An 18,896-nucleotide genomic window follows, 5' to 3' on the forward strand; every position below is an offset into this window, starting at 1 on the left:
GGGGCGGGTCCGCCGGCCGCCGCACCGCCGGCGGGTGTGCCCACCGCACGCCGCGATGGACCACCATGGTGCCCATGTCCGACCGATTCACCACCCGGGTGCTCGACCTGGCCACCGGCCGTTCCGAGACCGTCACCGACCTCACCCGCCATTGCGAGCGGTTCCTGTCCGAAGCCGCGGCGGGCCGCGACGGGCTGCTCAACGTCTTCGTACCGCATGCCACGGCGGGCATCGCCGTGATCGAGACCGGCGCCGGCAGCGATCACGACCTGCTGGCCGCACTCCGCACCCTGCTGCCCGCGGACGACCGCTGGCAGCACCGCCACGGCTCCCCCGGCCACGGCCGCGACCACGTCCTGCCCGCCTTCGTTCCGCCCCATGCGACCCTGCCGGTCGTCGGCGGGCGCCTCCAGCTGGGAACCTGGCAGTCCGTCTGCCTGGTCGACACCAACAAGGACAACCCCGACCGGCAGGTCCGGCTGTCGTTCCTCGGATAGCTGCCGGAGGCCGGGTGCTGCCGGAGGCCGGGTCGTCAGGTCGACTCCGGGTGGGCGAGGACCGGGCCGGGCGGTCGGCGGCGGCGGGACACGACGTACCGGCTGGTGATGAACGCCACGACGGAGGCGATGACGACGAGCGGCACCTGGTTGTGCGCATCGGGGCCGAGCAGCAGCGACCCGAGCACCGCGCTGGTCAGCGGCAGGCCGCTGACCACGGCGGTCGCGGCGGCCATTCCGACGCCCAGCGCCGGGGCGGCGCCGAAGCCCGGCAGCCCCGCGCACGCGACGGCCAGCGCGGCGCCCATCAGCACGGCCGGGAAGATGGGACCGCCGCGCATGCTGCCCAGGCAGATGCCCCAGGCCAGGCCCTTGAAGAGGACCAGGGCGAGCAGCGCGCCCACGGGCCAGGAGGCGTGGTTCCCGGCGAGTTCGCCCAGGGTGATCTGGCCGGAGAGCGCCGCCTCCTCCGGGGAGCGGCCGGTGGTCAGCGCGTAGGCGGTGAAGCAGACCCCGACGGCGAGGGCGGCGAGCACGGTGTTCCGCGCCGCGCGGCGCCGGGTCCAGGCGAGGACCGGTCGGCCGAATTCGTGCGCGACGCCGACCACCACGGCGACGGCGACCGCGACGGGGATGCCCCACAGGAAGTCCCCGGCGTCGGGCTCGGTATCGGGCGGCACCTGCGGCAGCGTCAGGCCGCCGACGGGCAGGCCGGTCCACTCGCCGAAGCCGGTGAAGACGACGGCTCCGGCGGCACTGGCCACGAGGCACGGCAGCAGCAGGACGACGAGCTGGGGCCCGGCCAGTCCGGCCGCCTCGACGACCATCAGGGCGGCGACGATCGGCCCGCCGAGGATGGTGGAGATGGCGGCGGTCGACCCGGTGGTCGCCACCATCGCCTGGATCTTCGGTTCCACCGGGCGCCGGGCGGCGTGCAGCCACAGCAGGGCGAGGCCGCTGCCGAGGGCCATCAGCGGGGCCTCGGGGCCCAGGGCGGCGCCGAGCGGGAGGACGGTCAGGGCCGAGAGCACGACGCCGGGCAGTTCCCGGGGGCCCATGGGGGCTCCGCGGAGGCCGTCGACCGGTACGTGGCCGCCGCTGCCCGGCATCCGGGTGACGATCGGGGCCATGATCAGCCCGGCCAGGAGCAGGGTGGGCAGGGGCCACCACCAGGGCGCCCGGTCGAAGCCGAGCGTGTGGGGAAGGGACTCCCACACGAGGTGCTGCAGCTGGTGCTGGAAGCTGACGAAGAAGAAGCAGGCGATGGCGACGGGCACGCCGATGAGTACGGAGAGCAGCATCAGCCGGGCGTAGCCGCGGCTGAGGATGATGGCGCGGAGTACGGGCTCGGCGTCGGCGGGCGACACGTGCGGGTCGGCCTGGAGGCCGGGCGCGGACGCGACCGACGGCGGGGGCGGGGGCGACGGCGGGGGCGCCGGGTGGTCGGAGGGGGTCATGGCCGCTCCCGGGCGTCGGTGAGGAAGTCCGCGAGGGGGCGGAGGACGGCGGATTCGTCAGCGGTGTCGTCACCCTGCATGTGTGACCTCCTGGTGGCCCTGCTCCAGGCAAACCCGGGCGGACGGCTGCGGCGAGGCGGAAGGTACCGATCGGGTGATGCAGGGTGAAGCGGCCGCAGCCGCGGCGTCCTGACGGATTTCGACCCGCACGTCGTCGAACACGCTGCCGAAGGCCGCCGCGCGCCTGGCCGGATCGGCACGTGGGGTGCCGCATGATGTGGACATGAACACGCCACCGGGACGGCAGTACCAGCAGTACCCGCCGCAGCACCCGCACCCTCAGCAGCCGCAGCAGCCCCAACCGCCGTACGCCCGGCAGCAGTACCCGCAGCAGCTTCAGGCCCCCCACGGCCAGGCGCCGTACGCCCAGGCCCCCCAGCAGCCGTACGCCCAGCAGCCCTACGCCCAGCAGCCCTACGCCCAGGCCCCCTTCGGCCACGCCCACGGGCCGCAGCCGCACGCCGCGCCGTACGCACCGCAGGCCCCGTACGGGCAGCACCAGCCGTACGGGCAGGCGCCGCGGCCGCACGTGCCGCGTCCCGCCGGGGACGCGCGGCGCGGGCTCGCCGCCACGCTGGACGTCGTCGTCGCCGTGGGCGTCCCGTACCTGATGGCGCGCGGCCACGAGGGCCGACCGCTGACCGCCCTGGCGGTGCTGCTCGGCACGTCCTTCGTCAACCAGGTCCTGCTGACGTTCCTGTTCCGGGCGAGCGCGGGCAAGCTGATCACCGGGATACGGGTGATCCGCGCCGCCGACGGCGGGCGCCCCGGGTTCTGGCGCACCGTCTACCGCTGGCTGTGCGGCCTGTGCTGGCTGCCGCTTCAGCCGTACTACTGGGTGCGGGCGTTCTTCCGCGGCCTGTGCGGCGGCGGGGCGGCGCGCGGCACCGTCACGGACAACGACGACGGCGAGATGTACCACGCCGACCTGGCCGGGCTCCGGTACGCCCGGCGCCGCGACCTCGCGGCCTGAGGGATCACCGCCCGGCACGCCGGGCGGATCGCGCGCGGGCGAGGACGCTCCCGCCCCGGATACGGGGTGGCGGCAACGGCCCCCGCCCGACCGGCCCCCGCCAACGGCGGGATCGCGGCGGCGGGGGCCCGGCTGTCGGCGGGGCCGTTCACCATGATCGCCGTCACGCCGGTGACGGCCGCGCTGAGGAGGAGGAAGCGCACCGTCGTGCCCGACGCCGGAACAAAGGGGCCGCGCCCGGCGGAGGGTTCGCGGCGGCGGGGGCCCGGCTGCCGGCGGGGCCGGGGAGCGGTGCTGCCGTCACCCGGCCCCGCCTGCCGGGTCCGGTGCGGACTGCCCGGCGGCGGGATCGGGCGACGCTGACGCGGCGGCCGGCCCGGGCGACGCCGGCATGGCGGCCGGGCCGGGCGGCGGCGGCGCGGCGGTCGGGCCGGGCGGCGGCGGCGCGGCGGTCGGGCCCGGGGCGGCGGCGGCCGGTTCCGCTGTGAGGGTGGCCAGTTCGGCGACGATGCCGTCGGCGATCGCCTGGGCCGCCGGCTCCGGCACGCGCAGCCGCAGCGCCGTGTCGCGGGCGACCTGGCGCAGCTCGGCGAGCTGCGCCGCGGACAGCGGCTCGCGGGGCGGCAGCGCGCGGGGGGCCTCGGCCTGCCGGTCCCGGCGGCGCCGGAAGCGGCCCCGCAGGCCGCGGCGGGCACTGTCGACGACCTCGCCGGCCGCCTGCTGGGACAGGTGGTTGAGCACCTGTACGGCGGCGGCGAGGGCGACCGTGCCGAGCAGGGCGGCGGCCGTCTCCAGGCCCAGGCCGAGCGGATCGCCGCGGCGGGCGCCGCCGCCGAGCTGCCGGTATCCGGGTGCGCTGTGGAAGGCCTCCGCGGTCATGTCGAACTGCGCCAGCTCGTGCGGGGCCGCCCGGGCCACCGCCTGGCGGGCCAGCCTCGTCGCCACGTCCCGGTCGTACGCCGCCATGCAGATCGCCCGCCCCCGTCGCGCCCGTGTCATCCGGTAAGCGCACGGTACGCCCGGCAGACATGGGTCAGGGAGGGTTTGCGCCGCGAAGGCCGGAACCCGCCCGCAGGTTGGCCAGCGAGCACACCCTCCCCCACGCGGGGCGGGGCGGACCCGGCGCTCAGGGGAAGGCGGGCGGCTCGGCGGCCGGCGCCTTCCCGTGGCCGCCCGGCCGCTTGGCGGGCTTCCACGCAGCCCGCCTTCCCGCAGTCGGGGTGGTCCACCCGGCAGCCGCTGCCGCCGTTGCACGGCAGGGCAGTCTCCGGGCAGCGGACCACGGTGCCGATCACGGCCGCGAGGGGGGACGTAGGACGGCCCGTGGCGCTGCATGTGCCCACCGATGCCCGCCATGCGCGCACACGGCCGCGCCGAAGGAGCGCGGGGGTCCGCTCAGACCGCCTCGCGGTCCTTGCGGTGTTGCGCCGCACCGGAGCGGTGCCCGTCGCCGCCGGCGGGGACGAAGACGATGCGGGCGCCGGAGCGCAGCGGGGTTTCCCACGCGGTTTCCACGTCGGCCAGCGGTACGGGGACGATCTCGCTGGTCGGTGCCAGGGTCGGCAGCCGGGTGAGCAGTTCGCGCAGGCAGGCGCTGCGGCGGGCGGCCGAGATCGAGCCGAGTCCGCTGCCGCAGATGTCCACGTCGGCCTTGCGCAGCCACGCGGACGGCAGTGTCATGTCGGGCCCGGCGGCGGAGCCGACCTGCACCCACCGCAGTGTGCGGGTCAGGTCGGCGCGGTGGCGCAGGATGCCGTCGAGCGCGAGCTCCGCGGGCCGGCCCCACAGGTAGTCCAGCACGATGTCGGTGTCGGCGGCCGCGGCGCCGAAGGCGTCGGCGACCTCCTCGTCGGCGCCCTCCAGCAGGACCGTGCGGGCGGCGCCCAGCGCCGTCGCGGCCTGGAGGCCCAGCGGGTCGCGCCCGGCCGCCACGACCTGTCCCGCGCCTTGGTCGAGGGCCAGTCGGACGGCGGCCCGCCCGGCGTTCCCCGTGGCGCCGAGGACGAGCACCGACTCCCCGGGGCGCAGCCGGCCCCGTTCGCGCAGGGCGATCCACGCGGAGGAGGCGGGGTTCATGGCGGCGGCGACCACGGCCGGGTCGAGCCCCTCCGGTACGGGCATGAGGGAGGCGGACGGGACGGCGACGCGTTCGGCCATCGTCCCCTGGGGCGGCTCCAGCGCCGGGATGTAGACGAGTCCGCCGTCCGCGGTCCGGCCGACCCCGTCGAATCCGGGTACCAGCGGCAGTGCGTCACCGCCCGTGTAGTGGCCGCCCGAGGCGAACGAGCGCACCAACGGGTACAGCGCGGCCGCCAGCACCTCGACGACGACCTCGCCGGCGGCGAGGGCGGGCTCGGGCACGGATTCGTACCGGGGCGGCTGACCCAGGGCGTGGACCACGGCTGCATACATCGACTGGCCCCCAAAACGGGCGATGAGGCGGTATGGGTACGGTCCGATTGTGGCGGCTCGGGCCGGGACGCGGCGACAGCGCCACGCGGGCGGGGCGACCGCCCGGCCGCGGGTGCCTCAGCCGCCCGTGGCGGCGAACCGGGGTGACGCCGGCGCGTGGACGAAGTCCGTCAGGGAGACGGTGTAGTCGCCCTGGTCGGGCCGGTACGCGGTGCAGTACCGCGTGGGGTACCAGCCGGACGTCTGCCAGGCAGCGGGCTGGGGGATGGGGTCGCAGGTGCGGCGGCCGCCGCCGGAGTCGCGGTGGTGTTGCAGGAAGTCCTTGGTGAGCATGGGCTCCATGAAGATGAGGCCGCCCGCGTACGCGCCGTAGATGAAGGTCTGGCCGGTGAGGGTGCCGGTGGTCGGCGGCCGGCTGTCCAGGTGGGCGCCCATGGCGCCCTCGGCGGTCTGCGGGCTGCTCGCGGGATAGCCGGCGGGCAGGTGGGCGGCGGGGACGGGTCGGGCGGCCGTGGCCAGTTGGTCGCAGGCGATGAGCAGGGCGCACCCGCCGATCCGGATGCCCTCGCGGACCTCTTTGGGTACGAGGTAGAAGTGCACGTCGAAGTGGGGGACGTCGTAGCGGCCGTGCGGGTTGTGCCCGTTCGGGTTCCAGTTGAACAGGGCCCAGCGGAAGGGCAGTCCGGCCGAGCCGGGCGGTGTGCCGGGCAGGGCGAGCTCCAGGCTGTGGCCGCCGACGCACTCGTGGGCGGGGTCAATGCTGCCGTCGGCGTCCACGTCGTGGCAGTGCTTGCCGTCGGTGGGGGTGGTGGGCAGGGCGGTGAGGGCGGGGGCGGTGAGGGATATGCCCACGGCCTGCGGGGTGCCGTTCCGGTATTCGCTGTACGTCCGCACCGTGCCGCGGCCGAGGGCGGCGGCGGGGCCGAGGCTGACGCAGGCCGCGGCGCCGGTACGGGGGCCGCAGGCGGGCAGCCGGGGGGCGGAGCCGGAGCGCGGCCGGGGGTCGGGGGGCTGCCAGATCGAGGGCAGGAGTGCGGCCAGAAGGGCGACGCAGGCCAGTCCGGCGGCGGTGGCGGGGTGCAGGGTGCGGGGGCTGTTCATACCGCGACGCTCCAGGAGGTACGGGAGTTGAGTGCTGCGGCGTCCATGCCGGTCACCTGGAGGGTGCAGGACCTGATGCCGTCGAGGCTGTCCTCGGGCAGGACGTGGCGGATGTCGGTGAAGCCGTTCGGGGCGAGGGCCTCGACCCGGCGGAGCAGGGGGTCGGGTTCCAGGCGGCGGTGGGCTGCGAGGAGGCGGGTGGTCTGCGGCAGGCGGGCGGCCTCGTACCGGGCAAGGGCCTCGTCCACGTCGTGGTGGGCGAGTTCGTAGGCGAGGACGCGGGCGTCGACGACGGCCTGCGAGGCGCCGTTGGAGCCGGTCGGGTAGACGGGGTGGGCGGCGTCGCCGAGCAGGACGACGCGGCCGTCCCGCCAGGTCGGCAGCGGGTCGCGGTCGATCATCGGGTAGCGGGCGATGCGGGGCGCCGCGGCGATGACGCCGTGGAGGTCGAGGAAGTCGCTGCGCCAGCCGCCGAGATGGGCCAGTACGGTGTCCGGCGGCACGGTGTCGCGTTCCCAGTCGGGGCCGCCGCGCGGGGGGTCGGTGTCCCCGTCGTCGCCGGTGCGGCTCTCCACGACCCAGTTGATGAGACACCGTCCGTGCTCGTCGGGCCGGGAGACGGCGTAGGCGACGGCCTTCACCCTGCTGTTGCAGCCGATGATGACCATGGTGCGGCCGTCGAGGAACGGGGCGCCCTCGGTGATGCCGCGCCACATGCATATCCCGTTGCGCAGCGGCGGCCCTTCGTCCGGGTACATGGCCGCGCGCACCGCTGAGTTGATGCCGTCCGCGCCGATGAGGAGGTCGCACGGGAGCGGGTCGGGCCGGCCCGCCAGGCGGGCCCGCACGGGGCTGCGGGCGCGGCCCCGGTCGCGGCCGGTCTCGTAGCCGGTCAGCCGGCACCCGGTGAGCAGGACGTCGGGGCCGAGGCGGTCGCGTACGGCGGCGAGCAGCAGCTCCTGGAGGCGGGCCCGGTGCACCGAGTACTGCGGCCAGTTGTAGCCGGCGGCGCGTCCGCGCGGCTCGCCCCAGATCAGGCCGCCGTAGCGGTGGTGGTATTCCAGCCGGGCGGTCGCCACGGCGGATTCGTCGAGCGCCTCGCCCAGGCCCAGTTCGGTCAGTTCGCGAACGGCGGCGGGCTGCAGGTTGATCCCGGCTCCGACGGGGCGCAGCCGCGGGCAGGATTCCACGATCAGTACGTTGTCCAGCCCTGCCGCATGAAGACTGAGGGCGGTCGTCAGTCCGCCGATTCCGGCACCGGCTATCAGGATGCGCGGAGGATTCCTTCTGCCGTACCGAGACATTCTCGCCACCTCCAGGGAAGACCTCTTCGGCCCAAAAATGCGGCAGTTCGGCGAGGAGCACAACCCCGAGACCGGCGAAAGGCGAGATGCGCAGGTCAACGAGGACCAGTCACCCGATCAGCGTACGGCCGAGTGCCGCCTGATGGGTGACATGGCTTTAATCAGGTGTCGGCAACAGAAAGGCTGCGACATGCATCACGAGCCGTTCGAACCGTGCGACGTCCAGCGCCTCCAGCATGCTGTTGACTACGCCCTCCACGCCTCCAGGAAATCGCTGGACTATCTCCTGCCGCCCTGGATACCCGGCGATCTCAAACGGGAAATAGGGAGCGACTGCGTTGTTTCCCACTGCGCGACGCTGCTGTTCCCGGAAACCGTGGAATCCGCCCTCGAGTACTTCGAGGAAAACGGCTGGGTCGCCTCCACCACCATACCCAGCGTGCTCGTGAAGCGCCGTCTGGTGGAGCGCCATTGGCTGCCCGAGGACGCGGACATCCGGGTGACGCGGCTGCGCGTCACCGCAGGCCCGGCCCCCGATGTCGAGGTCTTCCTCTTCCCGCGGTCCAGCCCCGCCTACAAGGAGGACGTGGGTGAGAAGGAGCGCGTCCACGGCTTCGAGAACCATGTGGGCCTGTTCATGGAGCGGGCCGGGGAGAGCACCCTGACCCGTCTCGCGGACCGGTTGGAGACGAGCGGCCGAATGGTGTACGAGGGTTCGGCCCACAACCCGCACGAGAACACCACCATGCTGTACTTCGTCCCCAGTGCCCCGGTGGCGCGGGTGCGCCGCCGCTTCCCCCGGTGGGAGCTGCAGTGCGCGGGCGACCTGACGGCGGCCGCCGGCCGGCGGACGGTCCGGACGCAGGCCCTGTGCCGGGCGTACGCGGCGCTCAAGGCGAACCACGTGCCCGTGGACGTCATCATGACGCGGGCCGCCCGCCGGCCCGTCCCCGTGGCGGCGCCCAAGGGCTGACCTGCCGCCCCCTTCTTCGGGCTCCCCGCCTCCGGACTCCGGTCCGGAGGCGGGGAGCCCGTGTTCTCGCCGCCACCGCCGATGGCGCGGGCACGGACGGCCGGAACGGCGGTGGTGGCCTGCGGCCCGCCTAGCATGGGCCGGGACGTGGACGGCTGCCCGCGACGGCCTGCTCCGGTCCTGCTCACGCCGTCCGGGCTCCGCTTGACCCTCCCCTTACGTCAGGCCCCAGGCTCGGTCCGACGGATCGGAAAGGTCGTTCCATGAGTTATTCAGTCGGACAGGTGTCCGGATTCGCCGGGGTCAGCGTGCGCACCCTGCATCACTACGACAAGGAACAGCTGCTGTCGCCCAGTGAGCGCAGCCCCGCCGGCTACCGGCTCTACAGCGACGCGGACCTGGCGCGGCTTCAGCAGATCCTCTTCTACCGCGAGCTCGGCTTCTCGCTCGACGAGATCCGTACGATCATGGCCGACCCCGAGGCGGACGCCCTGAGCCACCTGCGGGAGCGCCACCGGTCGCTGAAGGAGCAGATCAACCGCCTGCAGAGCCTGGTGGAGGTCGCCGAGCGGGCCATCGAGGTGCAGCAGACCGGCGTACGGCTCACCCCGGAGGAGCGGTTCGAGGTGTTCGGGGACGTCGCGTTCGACCTGAGCTACGCGACCGACGCGCACCTGAAGTGGGGCGAGAGCGAGGGCCACCAGCGGTCCATGGCCCGGGCGGCCGCCCACACCAAGGAGGACTGGCGCGCCATCATGGCCGAGGCCGCGGTCTGGCGGCGGTCGCTCGTCGCGGCCTTCGACGAGGGGGCGGCCTCCGACAGCCCCCGGACCATGGACCTCGCCGAGGAGCACCGCGGGCACATCAGCCGCTGGTTCACGCCGTGCCCGCCGGAGATGCACCGCCGGATCGCGGACGAGTACGTCGAGGACGCGCGTGCCTTCGCCCTCGTCGTGCCCGCCCCCGAGCAGCGACCGGGGCTCGACCGGTACCTGCGGGACGCCGTCCACGCCAACGCGGGGCGGGTGCACTCGCGATGAGGGTGCTGATCACGGCTGCGGGATCGTACGGCGATGTCGCCCCGTACACCGGTCTGGGGTGCCGGCTGAGGGATGCCGGATTCCATGTCGCCCTGGCGGCGCCCGAGCAGTTCGCGGACCTGGTGAAGAGGGCCGGGCTGGAGTTCCGCGGGATCCCGGCCGACCCGAGCGGGGGGCCTGCCGGCAGCGGGACGATGCGCCGGGCCGCCGTCTTCATCCGGGAGCTCGGGCAGGGCATGGCGGCGATCGCCGCATCCGCCGGAGCGTCCGGCGGGGCCGGCGGGGCGGATGTCCTGCTGCTGTCGACCACGACGGCGCCGCTGGGCTGGCACGTGGCCGAGGCCCTGGGGATACCGGCCCTGGGGGTGTACCTCCAGCCGGTGGATCCCACGGGCGGCTTCCCTCCGGTGGTTGCCGCCGGCCGCTCCTTCGGCCCGTGGGGGAACCGGGCCGCGGGCCGTCTCGCGCTGCGCGTGGTCGACCGGATGCACGCCGAGGCCGCACGGGAGCTGCGCAGCACGCTGGGCCTGCCGCCGGTCGCCCAGCGGGCGGTGCGCAAGCGGCTGGGCGGGGCCGGCTGGACCGTCCTGCACGGCTTCAGCTCCGCCCTCCTCCCCCGCCCCGACGACTGGCGGCCCGGCCTGGAGGTCGTCGGCAACTGGTGGCCGCACTGCCCGGAGGACACCCGGCGGCTGCCGGAACTGGCCGACTTCCTGGACGCCGGGCCGCCGCCGGTGTTCATCGGCTTCGGCAGCATGGCGGCCGGTGAGGGCGAACGGCTCGGCGACATCGCGGTACGGGCCCTGCGGGAGGCAGGGCTCCGGGGCGTCCTCCAGGCCGGGGCGGCGGGCCTGCGCGCCGCCGGTGACGACGTCCTGGCCGTCGGCGAGGTGCCGCACGAGCTGCTCTTCCCGCATACCGCGGCCGTGGTGCACCACGGGGGCGCCGGTACGACGGCCGCCGCGCTGCGGGCGGGGGTGCCGGCGGTCCCCGTCCCGGTCACGGCCGACCAGCCGTTCTGGGCCGGCCGGGTCGCGGCGCTGGGCGCCGCCACCGGACCGATCCCGTTCAGGGAACTGTCCGCGCCCACCCTCGCACGGGCGCTCCGCGCGGCCGTGCGGGAACCGGAGCACCGCGCACGCGCCGAAGCCGTCGCCCGGCACATGGCCGCCGAGGACGGGGCGGGGCAGGTCGTCCGCGAGGTGGAGCGCCTGCTGTCGGGGTGACGCCCCCGCCGGCCGCCGGCACCGCCCGCGGATGCCGGTGCGGAACGCGGTGGGCCGGTGGGGCGGTGGCCCGGTGGGGCGGCGAGGCGGTCTTCCGGGCAGGGCCGGCGTCGGGCAGGATGCCGACGCACCGGAACCCCGTCCGGACCGCCGGATGCGGCGGCCGGACCCGACCGCGCATCCGGAGGCCCGTGTGGCACGGCAGGACCAGGCGAGGCGGGACGCCTTCTACCGCGACCCCTATCCCCGCTACACCCGCGCCCGCCGGGCCGAGGGTCTGCTGTACGTGCCGGAGGCCGACGCCTGGCTGGTGGCACGCGACCGGGACGTCCGCGAGGTGCTCCGCCGCACGGAGGACTTCTCCTCGGCGCACACCATGCTGCCGGACGTACCGCCCTCGCAGGAGGCGCTCGGCGTGCTCGCGGGCGGCTTCGAGCCGCGCCCCGCCGTCGTCTCCTCGGACGGAGCCGCCCACCGCCGGCTCCGGGCCCCGTTGAGCCGGGGGCTGTCCGCGGCCCGGGTCGCGGCGGTCGTCCCGTACGCCCGCGCCTGCGCGGACGGGCTGGTGGACGCCTTCGCCGCCGACGGGTCCGCGGAGCTGGTGGAGGCGTACGCCCGGCGGCTGCCCGGGCAGGTGATCGGACGGCTGATCGGGCTGGACCCGGCGGACGTTCCCGCGGCCGTGCACGGCGGATACCGGGCCGAGGAGTTGGCGTTCCGCCCGCTGTCGCCGCACGCGCAGGCGGCCGCCGCCGAGGACGTGGTCGCCCTCCAGCACCTGCTGGACCGCCTCGCCCGCGACCGGCGTGCCCGCCCCCGCGACGACCTGTGTTCGGAGCTGGTGGCCGCTCTGGCCCCCGGGGACGCGGAACTGACCGTCGATCAGCGCCACGAGCTGGTGGCGGCCCTCCAGAACCTGCTGATCGCCGGCTTCCTCACGACGAGCGCGCTCATCGCGACCACCCTGCTGCACCTGCTGGCCGACCGGGAACAGTGGCGGATGCTGTGCGCCGACCCGGGTCTGATCCCGGCCGCGGTGGAGGAGGGCGCCCGTTTCGACGCGGCCGTCCAGGCCTTCCGGCGCACCACGACCCGGCCGGTGACGCTCGCCGGGACCGGGCTTCCCGCCGGTGCCACCGTGCTCGTGGCGTACGGCTCGGGCAACCGTGACGAGCAACGGTACGAGCGGCCCCGGGAGTTCGACATCCGGCGCCCCGCGGACCGGAGCCACCTCGCGTTCGGGCACGGCCCCCACGGCTGCCCGGGATCCCGGCTGGCCCGTGAGCAACTGCGCCTGACGCTGGAGCTGTTGTCCCGCAGGCTGCCGGATCTGCGGCTGGACGGGGACCGTCCGCCGCCGCGCATGCGCCCGACCCTGATCCACCGCTCACCGGAGGTGCTGCACGTGAGCTGGTAGGTCCCGGGCGGCGCCGGTCGGAGGACGCCCGCGGCGGCGATCAGGGCGGCCGGTCAGGCCTCGAAGCGCCAGTGCTGCCAGGCGTACGGGCCGCAGTGGCGGACCGCAGAAACGGTCATGTGCCCGCAGCCCCGGCGCAGTCGGCGGTCCCGGGCCGCGGCCCGTGCCGTTGCCTCCCTGGCCCCTTGATCGTTCAGCGGCTGACGGGTGTCGTCGGCGGAGCGGGGCGAGGGGTTGTGGTGCGGGTGCGGCGCAGGGCGGTTCTGAAGGCGGTCTCCGGTGGCGTGCTGACGGTCCTGCCGGCCGCGACCCCGGCAGGGGCTGCGGACGCTGCCGCGTCGGCGGCCGACGGGACCTCGGGGGCTTCGGGCGCCCGGGCCGCCGCCGGCGATGCGGTCGGGCTCCGGTTCACGGCCGCTACCAACGGCGCGGCGACCGCCACCGCCTCGGGCGACCGCGTCATCGCCGAGGTGCAGAACGTCCTCTGGTCGGTGCCCCCGGGCGGCGGCGCCGCGACCCCCCTCACGCCGCCGGACCTGGAGCCGTGCCGCCCGGTGTTCTCCCCCGACGGCCGCAGCGTCGCAATGAGCGCCTACCGGGGCGGGGCCTTCCACATCTGGGTCATGCGGCCCGACGGCTCGGGGCTGCGGCAGCTGACCGACGGCATGTTCGACCACCGCGCTCCCGCCTGGTCACCCGACGGGCAGACCCTCGCCTTCTGCTCCGAGCGCGGCGGCGATCCGGTGGCGGGCAGCCCGTACCGGATCTGGACGGTCGGCGTCCGGGACGGGCGGCTGCGCCGGCTGACCGGACTGCCCGGCCAGGACGCCCCCGCCGAGAACGGCCCCGCCCTGGCGGCGGAGTGGGAGGACTACGACCCCGCCTGGTCGGCGGACGGTACCCGGGTGCTCTTCGTGCGGGGCATCGTGGAAGGGGACACCCTCACCGCACGGACCCTCGCCTCCGTCGCGGCCGGGGGCGAGGGCCCCGTACGCGTCGAACACACCGCCGCCGAGGGGAAGCTGCTCGCCCCGTCGGTGTCCCCGGCCGGCCGGACCGCATGGCTGTGCGCGCTGCCAGGACCGCGCAAGGCCGAGACGATGACGCTGTTCGTGGACGGCCGGCTCGTCCCCCTCGAAGGCGATCTCGCCCCCGCTCCCCCGCGCTGGATCGGCGACGACGACCTGCTCGTCACGCTCGACGGCCGGTTCCGGGTGATCTGCCCCCACCGGGACCACACCGGCCGCGAGATCCCCCTCGACGCCGTGCTGGAGGTGCGCCGGCCCCGGCCCCGGCTCAAGGAGTACGTCCTCGAGGCCGAACGGAGGCGACCGGTCCGGGGGATCCACCTGCCCTGCCTGTCGCCCGACGGCCGCAGCGTGGCCTTCGCCGCCCTCAACGCCCTGTGGACCGTGCCCGTCGGCGGCGGAACCCCCCGCCGGATCCTCCGGTCCCCCGCCACCGCCTACGTGCAGAGCCCCGTGTGGACCGCGGACGGCACGGCCCTCGTCTACACCGACGACCGGTCCGGCCTGAACGCGGTGCGCCGGCTGGACCCGGCGACCGGCCGGGACACGGTGCTCGCCGCCGGCGGCCGCGTCTACGGGGTCCCCTCCCCGGACGGCAAACGGCTCGCTGCACTGGACCTGGCCGGCCGGCTCCTCGTCCGCGACCTGGCCGCCGGCACCGACACCCCGCTGGTCGCGGCGCTCGGCGGGGGCGGCCTGCCCGGCCGGCCCAGCTGGTCGCCCGACGGCCGGTACCTCGCGCTGTGCGACCGCAACCGGCTGAGCCGGCGCTTCCGCGAGGGGTACAACCTCATCCGGATCGTCGACACGCACACCGGACGGGACCGGCTGCACGCCCTCGCCCCGCACGCCTCGCTCTCCGACCGCTACGCCAGCGGGCCCGTCTGGTCGCCCGACGGCCGCCACCTGGCCTGCGTCAGCGAATCGGCCCTGTGGCTGCTGCCGGTGCACACCGACGGCAGCCCCTCCGGCCCGGCCCGCCGGCTGACCGACGAACCCGCCGACCATCCGTCGTGGTCGGCGGATTCCCGCACCCTGCTGTACCTGTCGGGGGCCCGGCTGCGGCTGCTCGCCCTGGACGCGGACGGCCGGCCCGCCGGTGCGCCGCGCACCGTGCCGGTCGTGCTGTCGTACCGGCGGCCCGCCCCCGTCAACACGGTGGTGCACGCCGGACTGCTGTGGGACGGCACGGGGGCGGCGCCCCGCGCCGACGCCGACGTGCTCGTCAGCGGCGGGCGGATCACCGCCGTCGAACCGCACCGGCCGGCGCGCACCCGCCGGGCCGGCCGGTTCGTCGACGCGTCCGCCGCGACGGTGCTGCCCGGCCTGTGGGACGCGCACGTGCACTCGTACCCGTACACCTACGGGGCCCGCCAGGGCCTGCTCCAGCTCGCGTACGGCGTCACCACCACGGTCTCGCTCGGCGGCTCCGCCCACGAACAGGCCAGGCTGCGCGAGGACATCCGGGCCGGACTGCTCACGGCCCCGCGTCTGCTGGCCGGCGGGGAGCTGCTCGACGGGCCGCGCGTGGCCTACAGCATGGGCCGCGCCCACCGCACCCGCGAGGGCTTCGCCCGGACCCTCGAGCGTGCCGCGGAGCTGGACTGGGACCTCGTCAAGACGTACGTGCGCGCCCCGTACGGGCAGATGGAGCAGGCGGCGGCCTTCGCCCACGAGCGGCTGGGCGTCCTGGCCGGATCGCACCTGTGCGCGGCGGGGATCCAGTCCGGGCAGGACCTGACCACGCATCTGGTGGCCACCGAGCGCGCCGAGTACGGGCACGGCGCCACCCCGGGAGGGCTCACCCACCAGGACACGGTGGCGGTCTACGCGCGCGGCGGCTTCGACCTGATCGCCACCCCGTTCACCGCGCTTCCGCTGCTCGGCGCCGATCCGGCAACGGCGACGGACCCGCGGGTGACGGCGCTGATGCCGCCCTGGGACGTCGAGGTCGTGCGGGCGGCCGCGGCGCAGCCGCCGACCGCCGAGCAGCTCACCGTCCTGGAGCGGGAGGTCGACACCTACCGGCGGGTCCTGCGGGACGGCGGGCGGGTGGCGCTCGGCACGGACGCCCCGCTCGTCCCGGTCGGCCTCCACCTGCACCTGGGGCTGCGGGCGCTGGTCCGGTACGGGCTGACCCCGGCCGAGGCGCTGACGACGGCGACGCGCACCCCGGCCCGCATGTTCGGGGTGGCGGAGCACCTCGGCACGGTGGAGCCCGGCAGGCTGGCCGACCTCACCCTCGTGGACGGCGACCCGTTCGCCGACTTCGCCGAGCTGATCCGGATCCGGGCGGCGCTGCGGGGCGGGGTGCTGTACGAACGCCGGGCCATGGAGGCCGCGTTCGCGGGGGCCGCGGCCCCGGCGACACGCGATGCCGGGAGCGCGGCGACGAACCTGGAGTCGGAGGCGGAGTCGGAGTCGGAGGACTGGCTCGCGGTGACCCGGCAGATGCTGCGGGACGGCTGCTGCCACATGTGACGGACTCAGAGGGTCGCGAGGAAGTCCCGGACGGCACGGGCGAAGCCCTCCGGGTCGCCGAGCTGCACGAAGTGGTCGGTCTCCAGCGGCCGGTACGCGGTCCGCGAACGCCGGGCCGCCATCTCCAGGGCCCGCTCCGCAGGCAGCACCTGGCTCCTCAGCCCGTGGACCAGCAGTGCGGGGCACTCGCCGGCCAGCCACTGCTCCCAGTGGTCGCCGTGCACCGCCTTCTCGGAGTCGACGGTGCCCTGTGGGTGGAAGGGCAGCCGCCAGTCGCTGCCGTCGGGCAGGGGGCGCAGGTCCGGCGCGACGATCGGGCCGAGGGGGCCGCAGGCGGCGGTCAGACCGCGACCGCCATGACGCTCAAGGAGTACGAGCACGACGCGTAGGTCTGCGGGAACCGGCCCGATACAAGCGGCCGTTGGGCACCGCGGGCCCGCTGCTACGGGCGTCCGGCGGCGAGTTGCTCGCCGAGTGCGCTGCGCCGGTACAGTACCTGCCGGCCGTGGCGGGCCCGGGTGACCAGCCCGGCCGCGTACAGCACGCGCAGGTGCTGGGAGACGGCGCTCGGCGTGACCCGCAGGCGGCGGGCCAGCTCGACCGTGGCCTGCGGCTCCGCGAGCAGTCCGAGCAGCCGGGCCCTGGGCGCGCCGAGAAGCGGTACGAGGGCCGGCGCGACCCCCGGCCCGGCGGGACCGGCGGGACCGGCGGCCGGGACGGGCCCGGATCCGGGACCGGGTCCGGGAGCGGGTCCGGGAGCGGGAGCGGGAAGGGGCGCGGGGCCGGGTGCCGGCGCCCAGAGGGTCGCCACCCCGCGGCTCGGGTAGAGCAGCCAGGGCGGTTCGTCCCGGCTGACGGGCGGCGCCGGCTTGTGCGCGAACACACAGGGCGCCAGCAGCAGGCCCCGGCCGGACGCCTGCGCCTCGTACCCGCCGATGGTCCGGTGGACCCGCAGGACGCCCCGCGATCCGCCGTCCTCCCAGCGCAGTTGGGGGTGCATGTCGGCGAAGAGCAGCCGGGCGCCGCCCCGGGCCAGCTGCCGCGCCCGGTAGGTCATGTCGGCCTCGGCCACCAGCCGGATCTGCGGCCACACCGGCTGGACGGCGATCTCCCAGTACCGGTGCAGGAGTTCGCAGATGCGGTCACGGAGCTCGGCGACGGGCGCGTCCCCGCGGGCGGGCGGTGCGTCCACGGCCGCCCGCAGCGCGTCGGGGAGCGCATCCGGTGCGTGCGCGGCCAGCAGATCGCGGCGGACCAGCTCCGGCGGGGTCCGGCGGACGACGGCCAGCTCCTCCTCGAAGGCCGGCTCGAAGGCCTCGGGCCGAGGGGTCAGGAAGTCGGGAAGGGTGAGGCGGCCGGCGACCAGGGACATCAGCAGGCCGGTGTCCAGGGCCCCGAGCCGGGCGAGGACGGACCTGCGCCACGGCAGGTGCAGCGCGGACACCCCGGGATCGCGCAGGATGCGCAGGCTCAGAACGGTCTCGCTCAGGGGCGAGACGGCGAACCGCGTGTCCGCGAGGTCCTCGACACCGAGCTCGAAGCTGATCATTAAGCCGTACGCTACATCAGTTGGCAGTGCGCGTCCGGTGCCGTGGACTTCCTTCCATGACCACCCCGAACCCGAACCCCGTGCCGGGCGCGTCCCCCGGGGCGGCCGGATGAGCCGCCGCCTGGTGCTGATCCTGGCCGTGACCTGCGCCGTGGCCGTCGGCAACCTGTACTTCCCGCAGGCCGTCGGCCCACTGATCGCCGCCGGGCTCGGCGTCCCGGCCGACGAGGCCACGCTGGTGGTCACCGCCACCCAGATCGGCTACACCGCCGGGATGGTCCTGCTGGTGCCGCTCGGCGACCGCATCCGGCACCGCCCCCTGCTCGTCGTCCTGCTCTCCCTCACCGGTCTGGCCCTGCTGGGCGCGGGCTGTGCCCCCGCCCTGCCGCCCCTGGTCGCCGCCAGCGCACTGGTCGGGCTGACGACCGTGGCCGCGCAGGTCATCGGCCCGCTGGCGGCCGGACTGGTGGCGCCCGACCGGCGGGGCGCGGTGCTCGGCACGCTGCTGAGCGGGTCGACCGGGGGCATGCTGCTGGCCCGTACGTTCAGCGGGGTGCTGGGCGAGTGGCTGGGCTGGCGGGCCCCGTACCTGGTGGCCGCGGTCGTCACCCTGGTACTGGCGGCCGTCATGCGGTACGCGGTGCCGGACACGGTCCCGGACGCCTCCGCCGCCCGCCGCCCGTACGGCGCGTTCCTGGCGGAGCCGCTGCGGCTGCTGCGTGAAGAGCCGGAGCTGCGCCGCTCCTGCTTCTACCAGGCCGCCGTCTTCGCCGGGTTCTCGGCCGTCTGGACGAGCCTGGCCCTGCTGCTGACCGGGCCGGCGTACGGGATGGGGGCGCAGGCCGTCGGCCTGCTGGCCCTGGTCGGCGGGGTCACCATGCTGTGCACCCCGGTCGCGGGGCGCCTCGTGGACCGGCACGGCTCGGAACGGGTGACCCTGGTCTCCCTGACCGGGATCCTCGCGGCGGCCGCCGTCCTCGTGGCGGGCGGGCTCGGCGGCCCGGCCGGTCTGGCCGCGCTGACCGCGGGCATCCTGCTGCTGGACACCGCCATGCAGTCCGGGATGGTCGCCAACCAGGCGCGGGTGTACGCGCTGCGCCCGGACGCCCGCAGCCGGCTCAACACCGCCTACATGACCTGTGTCTACTCGGGAGGCACCGCGGGTTCCTGGCTCGGTGTCCGCGCCTACACCCGGTTCGGCTGGCCCGCGGTCTGCGCACTGCTCGCCCTGCTGGCCGGCGCCGCCCTGCTACGCCACCTGTCCGCGTGCCGCCGCCGGCCCGGCCCGGCGATCGCGCCGTACTCGCAGGCCGGCGGAGCCCGCCGCGGCAGGTGAGGCGGTCGGGCCGGGCCGGGGCGAAAACCCGTGTCCGGAGAC

Annotated in this window: 15 protein-coding genes; 8 read left to right on the forward strand and 7 right to left on the reverse strand. The window is 75.7% G+C overall.

The annotated features are described in order from the left end of the window. The first annotated feature begins 74 nt into the window (after nt 1-74). Complete coding sequence (locus AC068A_RS27915; protein WP_478589009.1) at nt 75-497, forward strand: secondary thiamine-phosphate synthase enzyme YjbQ; 423 nt, start codon at nt 75-77, stop codon at nt 495-497. 35 nt (nt 498-532) lie between these two features. On the opposite strand, the gene AC068A_RS27920 is transcribed toward AC068A_RS27915, so the two are convergent. Beyond that, nucleotides 533-1,954, reverse strand: a complete 1,422-nt coding sequence (locus AC068A_RS27920) for a chloride channel protein (protein ID WP_478589010.1) — start codon at nt 1,952-1,954, stop codon at nt 533-535. A 283-nt stretch (nt 1,955-2,237) separates the two neighbouring features. On the opposite strand from AC068A_RS27920, the gene AC068A_RS27925 reads away from it, so the two are divergent. Then, a complete protein-coding gene (locus AC068A_RS27925; protein WP_478589011.1) occupies nt 2,238-2,987 on the forward strand; it encodes an RDD family protein in 750 nt (249 codons plus the stop codon). Nucleotides 2,988-3,287: 300 nt separating this feature from the next. On the opposite strand, the gene AC068A_RS27930 is transcribed toward AC068A_RS27925, so the two are convergent. The 4 genes from AC068A_RS27930 to AC068A_RS27945 all read right to left on the reverse strand — a co-directional run bounded on the left by AC068A_RS27930 (nt 3,288) and on the right by AC068A_RS27945 (nt 7,804). Next, nucleotides 3,288-3,986 (reverse strand): hypothetical protein, encoded by a 699-nt coding sequence (locus AC068A_RS27930; RefSeq protein WP_478589012.1) that lies wholly within the window; start codon nt 3,984-3,986, stop codon nt 3,288-3,290. A 396-nt stretch (nt 3,987-4,382) separates the two neighbouring features. After that, complete coding sequence (locus tag AC068A_RS27935; RefSeq protein WP_478589013.1) at nt 4,383-5,399, reverse strand: quinone oxidoreductase family protein; 1,017 nt, start codon at nt 5,397-5,399, stop codon at nt 4,383-4,385. 117 nt (nt 5,400-5,516) lie between these two features. After that, entirely contained in the window at nt 5,517-6,500 is a 984-nt protein-coding gene (locus AC068A_RS27940; protein ID WP_478589014.1) for a hypothetical protein, read from the reverse strand. Next, nucleotides 6,497-7,804: a flavin-dependent oxidoreductase gene (locus tag AC068A_RS27945; RefSeq protein ID WP_478589015.1), complete on the reverse strand. Its 1,308-nt coding sequence runs from the start codon at nt 7,802-7,804 to the stop codon at nt 6,497-6,499. The genes AC068A_RS27940 and AC068A_RS27945 overlap by 4 nt, the downstream gene beginning before the upstream one ends. 190 nt (nt 7,805-7,994) lie before the next feature. Between AC068A_RS27945 and AC068A_RS27950 the strand changes: the two genes are divergently transcribed. From AC068A_RS27950 to AC068A_RS27970, 5 genes are all read left to right on the forward strand, one after another. Next, the gene (locus AC068A_RS27950; RefSeq protein WP_478589016.1) at nt 7,995-8,777 is read left to right on the forward strand and encodes a hypothetical protein; all 783 of its coding nucleotides are present in this window, start codon (nt 7,995-7,997) and stop codon (nt 8,775-8,777) included. A gap of 263 nt (nt 8,778-9,040) precedes the next feature. Continuing rightward, nucleotides 9,041-9,817: a MerR family transcriptional regulator gene (locus AC068A_RS27955; RefSeq protein WP_478589017.1), complete on the forward strand. Its 777-nt coding sequence runs from the start codon at nt 9,041-9,043 to the stop codon at nt 9,815-9,817. Continuing rightward, nucleotides 9,814-11,043, forward strand: a complete 1,230-nt coding sequence (locus tag AC068A_RS27960; protein ID WP_478589018.1) for a glycosyltransferase — start codon at nt 9,814-9,816, stop codon at nt 11,041-11,043. Before AC068A_RS27955 ends, AC068A_RS27960 begins: the two co-directional genes overlap by 4 nt. A 193-nt stretch (nt 11,044-11,236) precedes the next feature. Continuing rightward, entirely contained in the window at nt 11,237-12,460 is a 1,224-nt protein-coding gene (locus AC068A_RS27965; protein WP_478589019.1) for a cytochrome P450, read from the forward strand. 284 nt (nt 12,461-12,744) lie between these two features. Continuing rightward, on the forward strand, nt 12,745-15,969 hold the full coding sequence (locus tag AC068A_RS27970) for an amidohydrolase family protein (protein WP_478589020.1): 3,225 nt from the start codon (nt 12,745-12,747) through the stop codon (nt 15,967-15,969). 5 nt (nt 15,970-15,974) lie between these two features. On the opposite strand, the gene AC068A_RS27975 is transcribed toward AC068A_RS27970, so the two are convergent. Beyond that, nucleotides 15,975-16,349, reverse strand: coding sequence for an alpha/beta fold hydrolase (locus AC068A_RS27975; protein WP_478589021.1), 375 nt, complete (start codon nt 16,347-16,349; stop codon nt 15,975-15,977). 62 nt (nt 16,350-16,411) lie between these two features. Continuing rightward, on the reverse strand, nt 16,412-17,518 hold the full coding sequence (locus tag AC068A_RS27980; RefSeq protein WP_478589022.1) for an ArsR/SmtB family transcription factor: 1,107 nt from the start codon (nt 17,516-17,518) through the stop codon (nt 16,412-16,414). A 109-nt stretch (nt 17,519-17,627) separates the two neighbouring features. Here AC068A_RS27980 and AC068A_RS27985 point away from each other — a divergent pair, with 109 nt between their 5' ends. Then, entirely contained in the window at nt 17,628-18,854 is a 1,227-nt protein-coding gene (locus AC068A_RS27985) for an MFS transporter (protein ID WP_478589023.1), read from the forward strand. Nucleotides 18,855-18,896 lie beyond the last annotated feature (42 nt).

This window comes from Streptomyces sp. NPDC043854 (assembly GCF_056436005.1).

Excerpts from the sequence above, each read along its gene's own strand:
- AC068A_RS27915 (WP_478589009.1), top strand. The coding sequence starts at position 75 with ATGTCCGACCGATTCACCACCCGGGTGCTCGACCTGGCCACCGGCCGT.
- AC068A_RS27920 (WP_478589010.1), bottom strand. The coding sequence starts at position 1,954 with ATGACCCCCTCCGACCACCCGGCGCCCCCGCCGTCGCCCCCGCCCCCG.
- AC068A_RS27925 (WP_478589011.1), top strand. The coding sequence starts at position 2,238 with ATGAACACGCCACCGGGACGGCAGTACCAGCAGTACCCGCCGCAGCAC.
- AC068A_RS27930 (WP_478589012.1), bottom strand. The coding sequence starts at position 3,986 with ATGACACGGGCGCGACGGGGGCGGGCGATCTGCATGGCGGCGTACGAC.
- AC068A_RS27935 (WP_478589013.1), bottom strand. The coding sequence starts at position 5,399 with ATGTATGCAGCCGTGGTCCACGCCCTGGGTCAGCCGCCCCGGTACGAA.
- AC068A_RS27940 (WP_478589014.1), bottom strand. The coding sequence starts at position 6,500 with ATGAACAGCCCCCGCACCCTGCACCCCGCCACCGCCGCCGGACTGGCC.
- AC068A_RS27945 (WP_478589015.1), bottom strand. The coding sequence starts at position 7,804 with ATGTCTCGGTACGGCAGAAGGAATCCTCCGCGCATCCTGATAGCCGGT.
- AC068A_RS27950 (WP_478589016.1), top strand. The coding sequence starts at position 7,995 with ATGCATCACGAGCCGTTCGAACCGTGCGACGTCCAGCGCCTCCAGCAT.
- AC068A_RS27955 (WP_478589017.1), top strand. The coding sequence starts at position 9,041 with ATGAGTTATTCAGTCGGACAGGTGTCCGGATTCGCCGGGGTCAGCGTG.
- AC068A_RS27960 (WP_478589018.1), top strand. The coding sequence starts at position 9,814 with ATGAGGGTGCTGATCACGGCTGCGGGATCGTACGGCGATGTCGCCCCG.
- AC068A_RS27980 (WP_478589022.1), bottom strand. The coding sequence starts at position 17,518 with ATGATCAGCTTCGAGCTCGGTGTCGAGGACCTCGCGGACACGCGGTTC.
- AC068A_RS27985 (WP_478589023.1), top strand. The coding sequence starts at position 17,628 with ATGAGCCGCCGCCTGGTGCTGATCCTGGCCGTGACCTGCGCCGTGGCC.